Origin of the sequence: Frigoribacterium sp. PhB118 (genome assembly GCF_003751725.1) — a bacterium.
In the GTDB taxonomy this organism is placed as follows: Bacteria; Actinomycetota; Actinomycetes; order Actinomycetales; family Microbacteriaceae; genus Frigoribacterium.
This window is the reverse complement of record NZ_RKID01000006.1, coordinates 61,094-76,791: the sequence shown is the minus strand read 5'-3', so window position 1 is coordinate 76,791 and position 15,698 is coordinate 61,094. Positions and strand designations below refer to the sequence as shown.

Below are 15,698 nucleotides of genomic sequence, written 5' to 3'. Positions count from 1 at the left end.
CCTGTGAGATCGCGCAGGGTCGCGTCGGGTGCGACCCTCCAGCTGAACCACGGAGGGGGCCAGGTCCCCTCGAGACATACGCCTCGTGGCCCCCGTGGTCACGGGGCGTTCCCGTGTGCCCGGCGGGTGGTCCCCGTCCGGCACGCTCGGGTCCGCAGGGGTGACAGGCTGAGCCCATGAAGCGAGGGCGGTTGCGGGTGGTGCTGGGGGCGGCGCCCGGCGTGGGCAAGACGTACACGATGCTCGAAGAAGGGGCACGGTTGCGATCCGAAGGGGTCGACGTCGTCGTGGCCGTCGTCGAGACGCACGGGCGGCGCGCGACCTCGGCGCTGGTCGGCGACCTCGAGGTCGTGCCCCGCCGGGCGGTCGTCCACCGCGGCGTCGCGCTGGACGAACTCGACCTGGAGGCGGTGCTCGCGCGGGCACCGCAGCTCGCGCTGGTCGACGAGCTCGCCCACACGAACGCCCCCGGCTCCACCCACGAGAAGCGGTGGCAGGACGTCGAGGCCCTGCTCGTCGCCGGCATCGACGTCGTCTCGACCGTCAACGTCCAGCACGTCGACTCGCTCACCGACGTGGTCGAGCGCATCACCGGGGCGACGCAGCGCGAGACGGTGCCCGACGCCGTGCTGCGGGCGGCCGACCAGGTGGAGCTCGTCGACCTCGCCCCTCAGGCCCTCCGGGACCGACTGGCCGAGGGCGTCGTCTACCCGGCCGACCGGGTCGACGCGGCGCTCTCGAACTTCTTCCGCCTCGGCAACCTGACGGCCCTCCGCGAGCTGGCGCTGCTCTGGCTGGCCGACGAGGTGGACAGCGCGCTGAAGGCGTACCGCGACGAGCACGGCATCGACAGCACCTGGGAGGCCCGGGAGCGCGTCGTCGTCGCCCTGACCGGCGGCCCCGAGGGCGAGACGCTGATCCGACGGGGTGCCCGCATCGCCGCCCGGTCCTCCGGAGGAGAACTCGTCGCCGTGCACGTCAGTGCGCAGGACGGCCTCCGGCAGGGAGCACCGGGTGCCCTGGCGGCCCAGCGGGCCCTGGTCGAGAAGCTCGGCGGCACGTACCACCAGGTCGTCGGCTCGGACGTTCCCCGTGCGCTCGTCGCCTTCGCCCGCGGGGTGAACGCCTCGCAACTCGTCATCGGCGTGAGCCGACGGGGGCGCCTGGCCGCGGCGTTGACCGGGCCCGGCATCGGCTCGACGGTGATCCGCGAGTCGGGACGCATCGACGTGCACATCGTCACCCACTCCTCGGCCGGACGCGACCGGGTGCTGCCGCGACTCGGCGGGGCCCTGTCGCGACGCCGCGTGATCGCCGGGTTCGTGCTCGCCCTCGTGGCCGGGCCGCTGCTCACCGGGCTGCTGGCCGGGCACCGCTCGGAGGACGGCATCGCGGGCACCGTGCTGGTCTTCCAGCTGCTGGTCGTGGTGGTCGCCGTCACGGGCGGCATCTGGCCGGCCCTGCTCGCGGCGCTGCTCTCGGGCGTGACGCTCGACCTCTTCTTCATCGCGCCGATCTACCAGCTGACCATCGCCGAGCCGCTGCACCTGGCGGCACTCGTGCTGTACGTGCTCAACGCCGCGATCGTCAGCTACGTGGTCGACCAGGCCGCACGACGCAGCCGTGCCGCCGCCCGGGCGCTCGCCGAGACCGAGCTGCTCGCCACGGTCGCGGGGAGCGTGCTGCGCGGCCAGGACGCCCTGCAAGCCCTGATCGGCCGCACCCGCGAGGCCCTGGGCATGACCCGGGTGCGCGTCGTCCAGGGCGGGGTCGAGATCGGGGAGGCGCGGCTCGCCGGCGACGGCCGTCCCGGAGCCGGGTCCCCGGCCGGGACCACCACGTCGATCGCCGCGGGCGCCGACGCGACCCTCGAGCTGACCGGACCCGAACTGCAGGCGGCCGACCGGCGCCTCCTGGACGTCGTCGCGGCGCAGGTCGAGGCGGCCCTCGAGCACTCCGAGCTGAGCCGGGCCGCAGGCCAGGTCGCCCCGCTCGCCGAGGTCGACCGCATGCGCAGCGCCCTGCTCGCCGCCGTCGGTCACGACCTGCGTCGCCCGCTGGCCGCCGCGACGGCCGCCGTCAGCGGACTGCGGCAGACCGACGTCGCCTGGAGCGACTCCGACCGGGACGAGCTGCTGTCCACCGCCCACGAGAGCCTCGACTCGCTCTCGACCCTGGTCACCGACCTGCTCGACGTCAGCCGCGTGCAGGCCGGGGCCCTCGCCGTGACGCCCGCGGACGTCGACGTCGACGAGGTCGTGCTCGGCGCCCTCGACGAGCTCGGCCTCGGGCCGGCCGACGTCGAGCTCGCGCTGCGGGCGACGGTGCCGCCCGTGCGGGCCGACGCCGTGCTGTTGCAGCGCGTGGTCGTCAACCTGCTCGACAACGCCCTGCGCCACTCGCCGCCGGACGCGAGCGTCCGCATCTCGACGAGCGCGTTCGGCGACCGGGTCGAGCTGCGGGTCGTGGACCGGGGCCCCGGGGTCCCGGTCGAACGACGGGACGAGATCCTCGTCGCGTTCCAGCGGCTGGGCGACACCGACAACGGCACGGGCCTCGGGCTCGGGCTGGCGCTCAGCAAGGGGTTCGTCGAGGCGATGGGCGGCACGCTCGCACTCGACGACACCCCCGGCGGCGGGTTGACCATGGTGGTCGGGCTGCCGGTGGTGCCCGGGGCGGGCGGGGCAGGCGAGGCCGGGCCGGGCGGGGCAGGCGAGGCCGATCGGGTACGGTCGGCCACGTGAGCGCCGTGAAGATCCTGATCGCCGACGACGACCCGCAGATCCTGCGGGCGCTCAAGGTGACCCTCGGGGCGCGCGGCTACGACGTCGTCACGGCCGCCGACGGGCGGGAGGCGCTCGACCTCGCGGCGAGCCGGCACCCCGACCTCGTCATGCTCGACCTCGGCATGCCCCACCTCGACGGGGTCGAGGTGATCACCGGCCTGCGCGGCTGGTCGACCGTGCCGATCCTCGTCGTGTCGGGCCGCACCGACGCCGCCGACAAGGTCGAGGCGTTGGACGCGGGCGCCGACGACTACGTCACGAAGCCCTTCTCGATGGACGAGCTGCTCGCCCGCATCCGGGCGCAGACCCGCCGGTTGCCGTCGGGCACCGACGACGAGCAGCCCGTGGTCACGTTCGGCGACGTGCAGGTCGACCTCGCGGCGAAGACCGTGGTCCGTCGTCCGGGCGGCAGCACGGGCGGCGGCCCAGGTGCGGGCGGTGCCGCGGGTGCGGGCGGCGGCGCGGGTGCGGGCAGCGGCGCGGGCAGCGGCGGCACGGCCGTCCGGCTGACGCCGACCGAGTGGAAGATCCTCGAGCTGTTGCTGCACAGCCCCGACAAGCTGATCACGCGCGAGACCATCCTGACCGAGGTCTGGGGCCCCTTCCACGCGAAGGACACCGGTTACCTGAGGCTCTACTTCGCGCAACTCCGCAAGAAGCTCGAACCCGTGCCGGCCGCACCGCGACACCTCGTCACGGTGCTCGGCATGGGCTACCGCTTCGTGCCCGACGCCGGGGCAGAGGTCGTCGAGGAGGCGTGACCGCGGTCGCCGTCGGGATCCTCACGGTTTCCTAACGCTGGACGTCACCACCGGGAGGCGCACGAGGCCTAACGTTGCAGGGCGCGTGCCCGCCTCCCGGTCGGTGCGCCCCGCACGTCCGAGAGGAACCCGTGTCCGCGCAGCCCGAGTCACCCGCCAGGGTCGCACCGCCGACCCCGCACCCGACCACGCGACGGATGCGGAGCTGGCTGCTGCACGGCCTCACCGAGACCGCCGGGACGCACCAGGGTCCGCACGCCGAGACCCCGGAGAAGACGCACTCGTGGTGGCGGGTGATGTGCCTGACCGGCGTCGACTACTTCTCGACCCTCGGGTACCAACCGGCCATCGCGGCCGTCGCGGCGGGGCTGCTCTCGCCCCTCGCGACCATCGTGCTGGTGCTGCTGACGCTGTTCGGCGCGCTCCCCGTCTACCGCCGCGTCGCCCGCGAGAGCCCGCGCGGCGAGGGCTCGATCGCGATGCTCGAGCGCCTGCTGCCCTGGTGGGGCGGCAAGCTGTTCGTCCTCGTCCTGCTCGGCTTCGCCGCCACGGACTTCATGATCACCATCACCCTGTCGGCGGCCGACGCCACGGCGCACGCCGTCGAGAACCCGTTCGCCCCGTCGTGGTTCCACGGGGCCGAGGTGCCGCTGACGCTGGTGTTGGTCGCGTTGCTCGCCGCCGTCTTCCTGCGGGGCTTCCGCGAGGCGATCGGCATCGCGGTCGTGCTCGTCGCGATCTTCCTGACGCTCAACCTCGTCGTCATCGCCGTGTCGCTCTTCCACATCGGCGAGAACCCGGTGGTCATCGGCAACTGGTGGGAAGCGCTGACCGTGCAGCACGGCAACCCGTTCGTCATGGTCGGCATCGCCCTGATCGTCTTCCCGAAGCTGGCCCTCGGCCTGTCGGGCTTCGAGACCGGGGTGGCCGTCATGCCCCAGATCACCGGCGACCCGACCGACACCCCGGCCAAGCCGGTGGGACGCATCCGCGGGGCCCGTCGCCTGCTCGCCACGGCCGCGATCATCATGAGCTCGTTCCTGATCCTGTCGAGCTTCGTCACCACGCTCTTGATCCCCCAGGCCGAGTTCCAGGCCGGCGGGTCGGCCAACGGCCGAGCCCTGGCGTTCCTGGCGCACCAGTACCTCGGCGACGGCTTCGGCACGCTCTACGACGTCAGCACCATCTGCATCCTGTGGTTCGCCGGGGCGTCGGCCATGGCCGGGCTGCTCAACCTCGTGCCGCGCTACCTGCCGCGCTACGGCATGGCGCCGCAGTGGGCCCGGGCCGTCCGTCCCCTCGTGCTGGTCTTCACGGTGATCGCCTTCGTCATCACCATCGTGTTCGAGGCGGACGTCGACGCCCAGGGCGGGGCCTACGCGACGGGGGTCCTCGTGTTGATCACCAGCGCCTCCGTGGCCGTGACGCTGTCGGCACGACGCGCGCGCCAGCGGAAGCGCACGATCGGCTTCGGCGTCGTCGCCCTCGTGTTCGTCTACACGACCATCACCAACGTCGTCGAGCGTCCCGACGGCGTGCGCATCGCCGCGATCTTCATCATCGGGATCATCGCGGTGTCGCTCGTCTCGCGCGTGCAGCGGTCGTTCCAGCTGCGGGCGACCTCGGTCACCCTGGACGACACCGCGCTCGCGTACGTGCGCGAGGACGCCGACGAGTACGGCACGATCCGCGTCATCGCCCACGAGCCGGGGCGCGAGGTCGCCGAGATCTACAAGAAGAAGCTGACGGCCGAGCGGAAGTACAGCGGCATCCCGCAGCGCTCGCCGGTCATCTTCCTCGAGGTGCACAAGGGGGACTCGTCGAACTTCGAGGAGGACCTCGTCGTGACGGGGCACGCGCTGCACGGCTACCGCGTGCTGCGCACGACGAGCGGCGCGGTGCCGAACGCCGTGGCCAGCGTGCTGCTGGCGATCCGCGACGAGACCGGCGTCGTGCCCGACATCTACTTCGAGTGGACCGAGGGCAACCCGCTGTCCAACATGGGGCGGTTCTTCCTGACCGGGGTGGGCGAGGTCGCACCGGTGACCCGCGAGGTGCTGCGCCGGGCCGAGCCCTCGCGCAGCCGCCGCCCCGACGTGCACGTCAGCTAGCCGCCCCTGCCCGTGCCGCCTCCCCGGACCCCCACCCGACCCACGTCGCACCCGGTTTCGAACCATGCACCCAGAAGCTTCTGGGTGCATGGTTCGAAACCGGGTTCATGAGGCGTCACCGCGGAAGCGACGAGCGGCTTCGCGCGCGGCGGCCGTGACACGGCGTGGGTCGAGTCGCACGTCGGCGTCGCCGAGCAGGCCGGCGAGTCGCGCGGGCACCACGAGATCGAGGAACTCGCAGTTGACCACGGCGTGCACCTCGGGCAGCTGGCACAGGGCTCGATCACGTCGCGTCCGGTCGCGGATCACCTCGGCGGGCGTCCGGCCGGCGAGCATGCGGGGATCGGTCAACTTCACGAAGCCGTTGAACTCGACGGCCACACCGTCGGCGGCCAGGAAGGCGTCGCACCGTGCGGTGCGCCCGTCCGCGAGGCGGAATCCCCGTTGCAGCTCGACATTCGAGAGGCCGAGTTCGAACAGGACGATGCGGAGCAGCGATTCTCCGCCGTTCTCAGCGAAGGGTGAGGCGAACTGGAGTGCTCGCCGCGCAGCGCGACCACCCGGGTGGGTGGTGGGGCCGAGCCTGCCGAGCAAGGCCTCACGTTCGCGGAGGACGGCGGCGGTCACCGACGCGCCCGTCCGGTGCCCGTCGGGCAGGACGAGTCGGCGGAGGGCCGCGTCCGCGCACAGGACGGCATCGGCGAAGCTGGTCGTTCCGGCGACGTCGACGGCCGTCCGCCTGAGCCCGGTGACCGACAATTCGCCGAGACGCACGAGATCGTCGGCCGGCACGTTCCCCGGTCGTCGAAGGAGGTGCGGGGACGTCTTCGTCGAGACTCGGCGGCCGTCGATGACGGTGACGGCGTGGTCGAACTCGTCCGAGACGCGCGGGAGGTCGTGCACGGCGACTGCAGAGACGTGCGAGACCACGCAGTCGCGAGCCGCGCCGGCCACCATCCCTCTCGTGCGGAGGACGTGTCGCCCGCGGGAGTCCAGTCGAGCCCAACAGGACGCCTGCGCGTAGACCCCGCGGTGGATGCGGACGAGGGAGCCGTCCGCCACGCCCGCACGGAGGGCGATCGTCTCGGGTGCGCCGTCGCCGTGGGTCGCCGTGAATCGCAGCTCACACGTCATCGGTTCGGTGTGCGGCACCGGGCCATCGTGTCGTGCGCCTTCCTCGGCGTGTCCCGCGCCTCCTGGACGGTGGAGAACCCGCCGTGGACTCACGCTGAGCAGGAAGCATGTGGACCAATGATGTGCCCGTTTTCGAACCATGCACCCGGAAGCTTCTGGGTGCATGGTTCGAAACGGGGTGCATGGGCGGGGAGGCGCGGGCCGGGCGGGCGGGACGCCTCGGCGGGGTACGGCGCTCAGCTTGGCCGCCGGCGGCGCTCCTCCTGTACTGCTGGGAGCATGAACGACTCCCGCTCCCTGCCCTACCCCCTCGGCGTGACGCCCCTGCCCGACGGCGGCGCCCACGTCGCGGTGTACTCCGAGACCGCCGACCACGTCTGGTTCTGCCTGTTCGACGACGAGGCCGACGGCGGCACCGAGCGCCGCTTCGAGCTGACGAACCGCACCGGCCACGTCTTCCACGCCGTGGTCGAGGAGGCGCGGGTCGGCTCCCGCTACGGCCTCCGTGTCGCAGGCCCCTGGAACCCGGCCGCCGGCCTCCGCCACAACGAGCACAAGCTGCTGCTCGACCCGTACGCGACGGCCCTCGACGGCACGTTCGACTGGGGTCAGGCCGTCTTCGGGCACGACATGGACGAGCCCGAGACGATGGACGAGTCCGACTCCGCCGCGGCCAGGCCCCGCAACGTCATCGCCGACCGCGACTTCGACTGGGGCGACGACCAGCGTCCGCTCACGCCGATGGAGGACACGGTCGTCTACGAGGTGCACGTCAAGGGCTTCACGCAGACGCACCCCGACGTCCCCGAGGACATCCGGGGCACCTACGCCGGCATGGGGCACCCCGCCGCGATCAAGCACTTCACCGACCTGGGCGTCACCGCCGTCGAGCTGCTGCCGACGCACCAGTTCGTGCAGGACAGCCACCTCGAGGAGAAGGGCCTCCGCAACTACTGGGGCTACAACTCGATCGGCTTCTTCGCCCCGCACGACGAGTACGCCTCGAAGGCCGCGGGCACGGCCGGCGGCCAGGTCGCCGAGTTCAAGCAGATGGTCAAGGACCTCCACGCCGCGGGCCTCGAGGTGTGGATGGACGTCGTCTACAACCACACGGCCGAGGGCAACCACATGGGCCCGACCATCTCGTTCAAGGGCATCGACAACGCCGCCTACTACCGACTGGTCGAGGGCGACGAGGGCAACTACTTCGACACGACCGGCACCGGCAACAGCCTGAACGTCAGCCACCCGGCGGCGCTCGGCCTGATCATGGACAGCCTGCGCTACTGGGTCACCGAGATGCACGTCGACGGCTTCCGCTTCGACCTCGCCACGACCCTCACCCGTCAGGGCGGCGAGGCCAGCGAGCACAGCGCGTTCCTCACGCTGATCCACCAGGACCCGGTGCTGCAGAGCGTCAAGATGATCGCCGAGCCCTGGGACACCGCCGGCTACCAGGTCGGCGGCTTCCCGGCCGACTGGTCGGAGTGGAACGGCAAGTTCCGCGACGACGTGCGCGAGTTCTGGAACGGCGAGCCCGGCGTCCTCTCGACGTTCTCGGACCGCGTGCTCGGCAGCCCCGACGTCTACGAGGGCGACCGTCGCTCGCCGCTGTCGAGCGTCAACTTCGTCACCGCGCACGACGGCTTCACCCTCGCCGACCTGACGAGCTACGCCGAGAAGCACAACGAGGAGAACGGCGAGGACAGCCAGGACGGCGAGAGCGACAACAAGTCGTTCAACGGCGGTGCCGAGGGCCCGACCGACGACCCCGCGGTCAACGAGTACCGCGACCGCCAGCGTCGCAACTTCCTCGGCACGCTGTTGCTCAGCGCGGGCGTGCCGATGATCCTCGGCGGCGACGAGATCGCCCGCAGCCAGGGCGGCAACAACAACGCCTACTGCCAGGACAGCGAGATCTCGTGGTTCGACTGGGAGCGCGCCGACCGTGACCTGCTCGCCTTCACGACCGAGCTGATCACGCTGCGTCGCGAGAACCCGGCGCTGCGGCCCGACTGGTTCCGGTACGCCCCCGAGGTCGAGAGCGACGACCACGTGCAGGTCCGCCGTGCCGACGACCACTCGTTCTCGAGCGGTGACTGGCAGCAGGGCGAGAACAAGGCGATCACCTTCGTGCTGACCCACAAGGACGCCGACGCGTTCGCCTACCTCGTCAACGGTTCGACGGCGGTCGTCGAGTTCAACGTGCCCGACGCCCCCCACGGCGAGTGGGAGCTCGCCGCGTCGAGCGACCCCGGCCAGCAGGTCGAGGGCGCCGTCACGACGCTGCTCGTGCGCGACGCGAGCTTCACGCTGCTGCGGAGCCGCGCCTCCTAGGCGGAGGGGCGAGCGCAGGAGGTGCGGTGCCGGTCCTCGGGATCGGCACCGCGCCTCCTGCGTCCCCCGGGAACGCGAAAGACCGCCGCCCCGAGGGGACGGCGGTCGTCGTGTGGGTCGGCCGAGGCCGAACGGGGATCAGGCGGTGGCGAGCTGCTGCGCCTCGGGGGCGAAGAAGTCGGCGTAGCTCGGTCCCGGCGTGATGTCGACGACGGTGCCGCAGACGACGGGCCCGTGGTCGACCGGCGACCGGTGGGCTCGACCGGCGGGTCGACGCTTGGGGTAGACCTCGATGCGAGCGGCGGGCACCCGCTGGTCGGCGGCGTAGTGGCCGGTCACGTCGACGGAGCGACGGACGTGCGCCACGAGCTGGTCGTGGCTGAGGCGGGCGAGGTCGGCGGCGCTCATGCCGCGGCCTCGGCCAGGAGGAGTGCGCTGATGTCGATCGGCTCGGTGGGAGCCAGGTCGTGCGCGAGGGGGTGGTGCCCGGAGGCGTGGACGATGTTCATGTGTTCAGCTCATCTCTGCGGCCCTGCGACCGCGTGCGGAACGGGGTGATGCGGGTCGCGTCGCCGTGAATCGACGCGTTCCCGACTCTCGCAGGTCACCGGGTGATCGCCACCATCGCCCGACACATCGTTCGCAAGGTGGACATCTGTTCGAACGGCGGGGGCTCAGGTGCGACGGGCCCAGAGCGCCTCGACCAGCGACGTCGTCAGCTCGTGGTCGATCGCGAACGGCCGGCCGTCGAGGTCCGACACGGGTGCGATCTGACGCCCGCTCGACAGCAGCCACAGGGCGTCCGCCTCGTGCACGCGGGTGAGCGGCAGCAGCTCGTACGCGGTCTCGTGGCCGAGGTCCGTCAGGGCCTCGAACACGGCCGCCTGGGTCGTGCCCTCGAGGATGCCCTGGTCGGTGCGCGGGGTGACGAAGCGGTCGCCGAAATGCGCGACGAGCGAGGCCGACGGCCCCTCGAGCGCGTACCCGTCGCTGCTGACGAAGAGGACGTCGTCGGCGCCCCGGCGGGCGGCCTCGCGCAGCACGCTCTTGTTCACGGCGTACGAGAGCGTCTTGGCGCCCTGCAGCAGCCACGGCGAGGTCGTCGCGACGTCGTGCCGGTAGCCGCGGTCGAGCGCCACGACGCGGATGCCGTCGCGGCGCTCGACGGCGTGGTCCTCGTAGACCTCGGTCCGGGCCCACGCGGTCGGCTCGCTGTCGGGCACGCCCTCGAGGCCGCGCGTCACGATGAGCTTGGTCAACGCGAACGGGACGGGCGCGTGGGCGGCGGCCGAGGCGAGCACCGCCTCGCGGATCAGGTCGAGGTCGAGGACGGGCAGGTCGAGCAGGGCCGCCGACCGTGCCAGGCGGGTCAGGTGCGGCTCGAGCGCCTGCACGGCTCCGTCGACGACGCCGAACGCCTCGAAGATGCCGTCGCCGCGGGTCACGCCCAGGTCGACGACGTTCACGGTCGGCTCCGCCGCGTCGGCGAGGTGCCACCCGGGACCATCGCCTCGGGCGCCGGCCCGGGCCCGGTCGATCACCACGAGCACGGGGGCAGGAGGCGCGGTGTCGGTCGTGGGGGAGGCGTCTGCGGCGAGGTCGGTCACGCCCTCGACCGTACCTCGGGCGCGGGTTTTCGCTTTGTGGACAGGCTGTGGAGAATCACTCGTCGTCGAGAGGTTAGACGTCCACGGGATCTCGATCGGCCCGATGGCTGCTCGGAGGTGCGCATCGGGCACCCGCTCGCCACGGTGACTAGTGCGTCTAGCTAATTCCGGGCGCTGAACAGGCGTTTTCCTGGCAGGGTGCTCTTTGCCCGCCCAGACTGCAGCGGTACCGTGAGCGAGCCCGCCCACGGTGGGCGCGTGGTGCCCGGTGGGCCGGGAGCTTCTTCACGGGGCGGCCCGCCCGGCACCACACCACACACGTAGGACCACCCGCGCCACGGCGCGCACGTCGAAGGGCCGCACCGTCGAGACGGTGCGGCCCTTCGTGGTCGGTCCGGGAGGCGTCAGCCGCGGGGCCGGGGCGGCCCGGGCTTCGGGTGCGACGGCGCGGCGCCGTCACCCGAGGGCGCGTCGGCGGGATCGGGCTCGCCGGGCTTGGGGTGGCCGGGGATCGAGTCGCCCGAGAGGTTGAGGTCGTCGGGGTCGACCTCGATGTCGCCGCCGTCGTCCGGCCCGCCCTCACCGGGCAGGGCCTGGACCGCGTCCAGGTCGGTGTCGGAGTCCACGGCGGGGGAGTCCTCCGTCGCCGACCGCTGCATCTCGGCGGTGGTCGCCTCGCTCCGCGGGAAGTCCGCGGTCGGGTCGTCGGCGTCGCGACGGTCCGGTGCGGTCTCGGCGGTGCCTGCGTAGCCGACGCCGTCCGTGGCCGTCGTGGCGTCGCCCGTGGTGGTGCCGGTCTTCGTGTCCTGCTCGTCTTCGTGCATGCGGGCACGGTACGCCGTGGGGGTGCGTGCCGCATGTGCGCCGGGGCAGACTGTGGCGATGACGACCCTCACCTGCCGCGCGATCGTGTTCGACATGGACGGCACGCTCGTCGACTCGACCGCCCTGGTCGAACGCATCTGGGGCGACTTCGCGGCCGACCACCAGCTCGACGTCGTCGAGTTGCTGGCGTTCGCGCACGGCCGTCAGACCCACGACACCGTCACGCGGTTCCTGCCCCGGCTGCCCGAGGACGAGGCACGGTCCCTCACCGACGGGCTGCAGGCGGTCGAGGCCGGCACCCGGGACGGGACCGTCGAGATCCCGGGCGCCGCCGCCTTCGTGGCGAGCCTGCCGGGTGACCGGGTGGCCCTCGTGACGAGCGCGAACCACGAGCTGGCGCGGTCGAGGATGGCCGAGGCGGGTGTGCCCTGGCCGGCGGTCGTGCTGGCGTCCGAGCAGGTGGCCGTGGGCAAGCCGGCCCCGGACGGTTACCTGCTGGCTGCCGAGCTGCTCGGCGTCGACCCGGGCGAGGTCGTCGTCTTCGAGGACGCCGCGGCGGGGCTCGAGGCCGCCCGCGCCTCCGGAGCCTCGGTCGTGGTCGTGGGCGACCACGACGGGCCGGCGGCCGACGGGCTGCCGCGCGTCGCCGGGTACGAGGACGTGTCGGTGACCGTGCGGGCCGACGGGCTGCTCGAGCTCACGCTGCCGTAGGGCCTGGAGCTCGCGCGGGCTGGCAGGTGGCACGGGCGCGCGGCTCGCGCGGGCGCGGGCGCGGGCCCGGCCTCGCGGTTCGAGCTGGGGCCCGCCGCTCAGCCGTGCAGCGGGTGCGACCCCTCGTGGTTGGTCCGGTGGGCGAGGGCGTGGGCGAACTCGCGCAGGGTCTCGTCCGAGGTGTGACGGGGCGTCCAACCGAGGACGTCTCGGGCCTTCTCGGTCGACATGACCGGGATCTTGGCCGCGATGTCGAGCCAGCCCGGCTCGGTCGGCTGCAGGCGGGCCAGCCAGGTGAGCTGGACGACGGCGCGCAACAGGCGGTAGGGCACGGGCAGCAGGCGGGAGTCGAAGGCCCGGGCGATGCGGTCGGGGTCGACCACGGGTTCGGCGGCGAGGTTGAACGCCCCACCGGCGCGGCGGTCGATGGCCCGCCAGAACGCGTCCGCGACGTCGCTCGCGTGCACGACCTGCGACACGAAGCGCGGGGCGAGCGGGATGAACGGGGGGCGCACGCGCTGCATCCAGCGGGTGGGCACCCAGCGTCCGGCGAAGAGTCCCACGATCTCGCTCGCCGCGGAGGCCTGGAACACGAGGCCCGGGCGCATGCGGGTCAGCGTGACCTCGGGGTGCTGCTCGACGAAGGCGTCCATGACGCGCTCGTTGATCGACTTGTGCTTCGAGTAGCTCGAGCGGCGGACGCCCCTGGTCTTGTAGGTCTCGTCGACCCGTCGCCCCTTGGGGCCCCGCGAGTAGGCGCCGACCGACGACGCGACGAGCACGTGCGGCACGCCGGCCCGGGCGGCGGCGTCGAGGACGTGCGACGTGCCGAGCACGTTCGTGCGGTACATGACGGCCTTGTGGTGGCTCGGCTGCAGGGCCCAGCCGAGGTGCACGACGGCGTCGGCCCCGGCGAACGCCCGCTCGAGGGCCACGGGTGAGTCGTCGGCCCCGACGTCGATCGAGAACCAGGTCACCTCGCCGTACGGCGGCGTCGCCATGCGCGGCCCCCGGCGGGCGACGCCGACGAGGGAGGTCACCTCGGGTTCGGCCTGCAGACGGGTGAGCAGGGCGGTGCCCAGGTTGCCCGTGGCTCCGACGACGACCACGCGCATGGGGGTCTCACTTTCACGACTCGACGATCGGCCAGGTGCCGACCCCGGGTGGGCGGCAGGCCTGCCCCGAGCCTACGCGCGGCCGCTGGGCGACGGTCCGGCCTCGGCGGCGATGCGGGCGACGGCGGCCTCGTCGAGCACGAAGACCTCGTCGCCGTCGCGCGGGTCGTGCGCGCGCACGACGGTCGAGCGCACCGACCCGTCGGCCGCCACCTCGACCACGGCGAAGCCCGAGCCGCGCACGGCCCGCTCCGTGCCGACGGTCGCCAGCACGTCCGTGTCGTTCGCCACCCCGGGCGCGACCACCACGGGGACGCCCGCGAGGTGGCCGACGACGTGGTGGTGGTAGTGCCCGGCGAGGACGACGCGGACGTCCGACGCCTCGAGGACCGCGGCCAGCGCCTCCGGGTCCTGCAGGGCGAGCGACTCGTGCAGGGTCGTCGGCGCCGCGATCGGCGGGTGGTGCAGCACGAGCACGGTGCCCCGCGCGGCGGGCGTCGCGAGCTCGTCGCGCAACCAGGCGAGCTGCTCGGGTCGCAGCAGTCCGTAGCCGGCCCCGGGCACGGAGGTGTCGAGCCCGACCACCCGCCAGCCGTCGACGTCGCGCACGAGGTCGAGCGGCCTCGCCGGGTCGCCGCCGAGCACCTCGGCGAAGGACTCGCGCAGGTCGTGGTTGCCCGGCACGAGCACCACCTCGGCACCGGCCGCTCGGGCCCAGGCGTCGGTGCGTTCGCGGAGGTGCCGGTAGGAGGAGCGGGTCCCGTCGTCCGACAGGTCACCCGACCCCACCAGCAGTCGCACCCCCTCGACCCGCGCGGCCTCCGCCAGCACGAGGTCGAGGGCCTCGGTCGTGTCGACGACACCCTGGTGCAGGGCACCGTCGGCGAGCAGGTGGGCGTCGCTGAGGTGGACGATGCGGAGGGCTCCGGGCGGCAGGGCGTGCATGCCGCGACGCTACCGGGTGCGGGGCGGCGCGTGCGCGTGGCCCGGGGTGCCGGGGCAGCCCGGGCGCCTCGGGCGGCTCGGGCGGTCGGGTCGCACCACGCACGTGGCGTCGAACCACGCACGGGGGTGGTTCGACGACGCAACCGTGGTGCGACCTCGCGTGTGGCGGGAGGGCTCAGCCGCGGAACTGGTCGGCGGGGGCGAGGCGGCCGTGCACGCGACGCCCGAGCTCGGCGAACATGTCGGTGACGGTCGCCCAGTCCTCGTGGGTCGGGGAGGTCGGTTCGACGAACAGGCCGTAGAACCGTCGCCCGCTGTTGAGCGACTCGACCAGGACGGTCTCGGAGCGGTCGAAGAACTGCGTCCCGTCGTGCTTGAGGGCGGACGCCCGGACGGGTTCGCCGGTCAGGGTGCTGAAACCGGCCGACGCCAGGGCCCGTGCGGTCCTGCGCCGGGACAGTCGGGGGAGGACGGGACCGGCTTCCGCCGCGCTCAGCACCGCGCGCACGTGCGCGAACACGAGCTCTTGCTCGTGGACGGGGTGCGAGGTGGAGGTCGGCGAGTTCGTCACGGCATCACCGTGGCAGGTCGTGGCGTGGAGCGCGACGCCCAGTGCGGGGGCGGCCCCTTGGGGTGCGACCCGGACTGGGGAGCCGACCGGGTGTACCCGGTGCCCGCCCACGGTGTAGCTCGGGCCGACTGGCAGGCGTGGTCGGTGTCGGCAAGTCCTGGCTGGTGCGGCGTCGGGTCGTGGGGGTGGGCGTGGCGCGGGTGGGTGGTGACGTGAGGCAGGAGTTCCCGACGCGGCCGAGAGGAGGCGCGGGGACGGGGCGAAGAGGAGGGGGGCGGGCGCGAGGCGGGTCCGGAGACGCGGCGCCGGGGCGTGCCGGAGAATGGCCCGATGCTTCCTGCTGCCCCCGCCGCCGGCTCCGGCCGCGACCTCGACGACTCGGCCCGGTGCCCCTGCCTCAGCGGCGAGACCTACGGATCGTGCTGCGGGCCGCTGCACCGGGGCACGACGCCCGCCCCGACGGCGGAACGGTTGATGCGCTCGCGGTACTCGGCGTTCGTGCTCGCCCGCGCCTCCTACCTGATCGAGACGTGGCACCCGACGACGCGGCCCGCGACGCTCGAGGTCGATCCGGGCACGCGCTGGTTCCGGCTCGACGTCGTGCGGACGCAGGCGGGCGGACCGTTCGACGACGAGGGGACGGTGGAGTTCGAGGCGCACTTCCGCGACGACGACGGCGTGGGGACGCAGCACGAGGTCAGCCGGTTCGCCCGGGTCGACCGGCGGTGGCTCTACGTCGACGGGATCTCGGGCTGACCAGAGGCGCTCCGAGCACGCTCGGGCCTTGCCGGGGCC

The 15,698-nt window shown here is 73.1% G+C and carries 13 protein-coding genes; 6 read left to right on the top strand and 7 right to left on the bottom strand.

The genetic code is table 11. The annotated features are described in order from the left end of the window. Nucleotides 1-176: 176 nt before the first annotated feature. The 3 genes from EDF21_RS15310 to EDF21_RS15300 all read left to right on the top strand — a co-directional run bounded on the left by EDF21_RS15310 (nucleotide 177) and on the right by EDF21_RS15300 (nucleotide 5,658). Nucleotides 177-2,744 carry an ATP-binding protein gene (locus EDF21_RS15310; RefSeq protein ID WP_123571947.1) on the top strand — a complete coding sequence of 856 codons (2,568 nt, stop codon included), beginning with the start codon at nucleotides 177-179 and terminating at the stop codon, nucleotides 2,742-2,744. 5 nt (nucleotides 2,745-2,749) lie between these two features. Beyond that, nucleotides 2,750-3,547, top strand: a complete 798-nt coding sequence (locus tag EDF21_RS15305; protein ID WP_123572009.1) for a response regulator — start codon at nucleotides 2,750-2,752, stop codon at nucleotides 3,545-3,547. A 197-nt stretch (nucleotides 3,548-3,744) separates the two neighbouring features. Beyond that, a complete protein-coding gene (locus tag EDF21_RS15300) occupies nucleotides 3,745-5,658 on the top strand; it encodes an APC family permease (RefSeq protein WP_123571946.1) in 1,914 nt (637 codons plus the stop codon). A gap of 105 nt (nucleotides 5,659-5,763) precedes the next feature. On the opposite strand, the gene EDF21_RS15295 is transcribed toward EDF21_RS15300, so the two are convergent. Further along, a complete protein-coding gene (locus EDF21_RS15295; protein WP_148053723.1) occupies nucleotides 5,764-6,792 on the bottom strand; it encodes a hypothetical protein in 1,029 nt (342 codons plus the stop codon). A gap of 279 nt (nucleotides 6,793-7,071) precedes the next feature. Between EDF21_RS15295 and glgX the strand changes: the two genes are divergently transcribed. Then, complete coding sequence (gene glgX / locus EDF21_RS15290; protein ID WP_123571944.1) at nucleotides 7,072-9,129, top strand: glycogen debranching protein GlgX; 2,058 nt, start codon at nucleotides 7,072-7,074, stop codon at nucleotides 9,127-9,129. A gap of 138 nt (nucleotides 9,130-9,267) precedes the next feature. Here the strand turns inward: glgX and EDF21_RS15285 are convergent, their stop codons facing one another. The 3 genes from EDF21_RS15285 to EDF21_RS15275 all read right to left on the bottom strand — a co-directional run bounded on the left by EDF21_RS15285 (nucleotide 9,268) and on the right by EDF21_RS15275 (nucleotide 11,560). Next, on the bottom strand, nucleotides 9,268-9,537 hold the full coding sequence (locus EDF21_RS15285) for a hypothetical protein (RefSeq protein ID WP_123571943.1): 270 nt from the start codon (nucleotides 9,535-9,537) through the stop codon (nucleotides 9,268-9,270). 266 nt (nucleotides 9,538-9,803) lie between these two features. Next, the gene (locus EDF21_RS15280; protein ID WP_233568540.1) at nucleotides 9,804-10,736 is read right to left on the bottom strand and encodes an aminodeoxychorismate lyase; all 933 of its coding nucleotides are present in this window, start codon (nucleotides 10,734-10,736) and stop codon (nucleotides 9,804-9,806) included. A gap of 404 nt (nucleotides 10,737-11,140) precedes the next feature. Continuing rightward, complete coding sequence (locus EDF21_RS15275; RefSeq protein WP_148053722.1) at nucleotides 11,141-11,560, bottom strand: hypothetical protein; 420 nt, start codon at nucleotides 11,558-11,560, stop codon at nucleotides 11,141-11,143. A 58-nt stretch (nucleotides 11,561-11,618) separates the two neighbouring features. Between EDF21_RS15275 and EDF21_RS15270 the strand changes: the two genes are divergently transcribed. After that, nucleotides 11,619-12,272 (top strand): HAD-IA family hydrolase, encoded by a 654-nt coding sequence (locus EDF21_RS15270; RefSeq protein ID WP_233568539.1) that lies wholly within the window; start codon nucleotides 11,619-11,621, stop codon nucleotides 12,270-12,272. 98 nt (nucleotides 12,273-12,370) lie between these two features. Here EDF21_RS15270 and EDF21_RS15265 read toward each other — a convergent pair whose 3' ends face one another. From EDF21_RS15265 to EDF21_RS15255, 3 genes are all read right to left on the bottom strand, one after another. After that, entirely contained in the window at nucleotides 12,371-13,387 is a 1,017-nt protein-coding gene (locus EDF21_RS15265) for an NAD-dependent epimerase/dehydratase family protein (protein WP_123571940.1), read from the bottom strand. Nucleotides 13,388-13,459: 72 nt separating this feature from the next. After that, nucleotides 13,460-14,332 (bottom strand): metallophosphoesterase, encoded by an 873-nt coding sequence (locus EDF21_RS15260; RefSeq protein WP_123571939.1) that lies wholly within the window; start codon nucleotides 14,330-14,332, stop codon nucleotides 13,460-13,462. Between the two features lie 175 nt (nucleotides 14,333-14,507). Next, entirely contained in the window at nucleotides 14,508-14,903 is a 396-nt protein-coding gene (locus EDF21_RS15255) for a hypothetical protein (protein ID WP_123571938.1), read from the bottom strand. 330 nt (nucleotides 14,904-15,233) lie between these two features. On the opposite strand from EDF21_RS15255, the gene EDF21_RS15250 reads away from it, so the two are divergent. Beyond that, entirely contained in the window at nucleotides 15,234-15,659 is a 426-nt protein-coding gene (locus tag EDF21_RS15250) for a YchJ family protein (protein ID WP_123571937.1), read from the top strand. Nucleotides 15,660-15,698: the final 39 nt, after the last annotated feature.

Excerpts from the sequence above, each read along its gene's own strand:
- EDF21_RS15310 (WP_123571947.1), top strand. The coding sequence starts at position 177 with ATGAAGCGAGGGCGGTTGCGGGTGGTGCTGGGGGCGGCGCCCGGCGTG.
- EDF21_RS15300 (WP_123571946.1), top strand. The coding sequence starts at position 3,745 with ATGCGGAGCTGGCTGCTGCACGGCCTCACCGAGACCGCCGGGACGCAC.
- EDF21_RS15295 (WP_148053723.1), bottom strand. The coding sequence starts at position 6,792 with ATGACGTGTGAGCTGCGATTCACGGCGACCCACGGCGACGGCGCACCC.
- glgX (WP_123571944.1), top strand. The coding sequence starts at position 7,072 with ATGAACGACTCCCGCTCCCTGCCCTACCCCCTCGGCGTGACGCCCCTG.
- EDF21_RS15285 (WP_123571943.1), bottom strand. The coding sequence starts at position 9,537 with ATGAGCGCCGCCGACCTCGCCCGCCTCAGCCACGACCAGCTCGTGGCG.
- EDF21_RS15275 (WP_148053722.1), bottom strand. The coding sequence starts at position 11,560 with ATGCACGAAGACGAGCAGGACACGAAGACCGGCACCACCACGGGCGAC.
- EDF21_RS15270 (WP_233568539.1), top strand. The coding sequence starts at position 11,619 with ATGACGACCCTCACCTGCCGCGCGATCGTGTTCGACATGGACGGCACG.
- EDF21_RS15265 (WP_123571940.1), bottom strand. The coding sequence starts at position 13,387 with ATGCGCGTGGTCGTCGTCGGAGCCACGGGCAACCTGGGCACCGCCCTG.
- EDF21_RS15260 (WP_123571939.1), bottom strand. The coding sequence starts at position 14,332 with ATGCACGCCCTGCCGCCCGGAGCCCTCCGCATCGTCCACCTCAGCGAC.
- EDF21_RS15250 (WP_123571937.1), top strand. The coding sequence starts at position 15,234 with ATGCTTCCTGCTGCCCCCGCCGCCGGCTCCGGCCGCGACCTCGACGAC.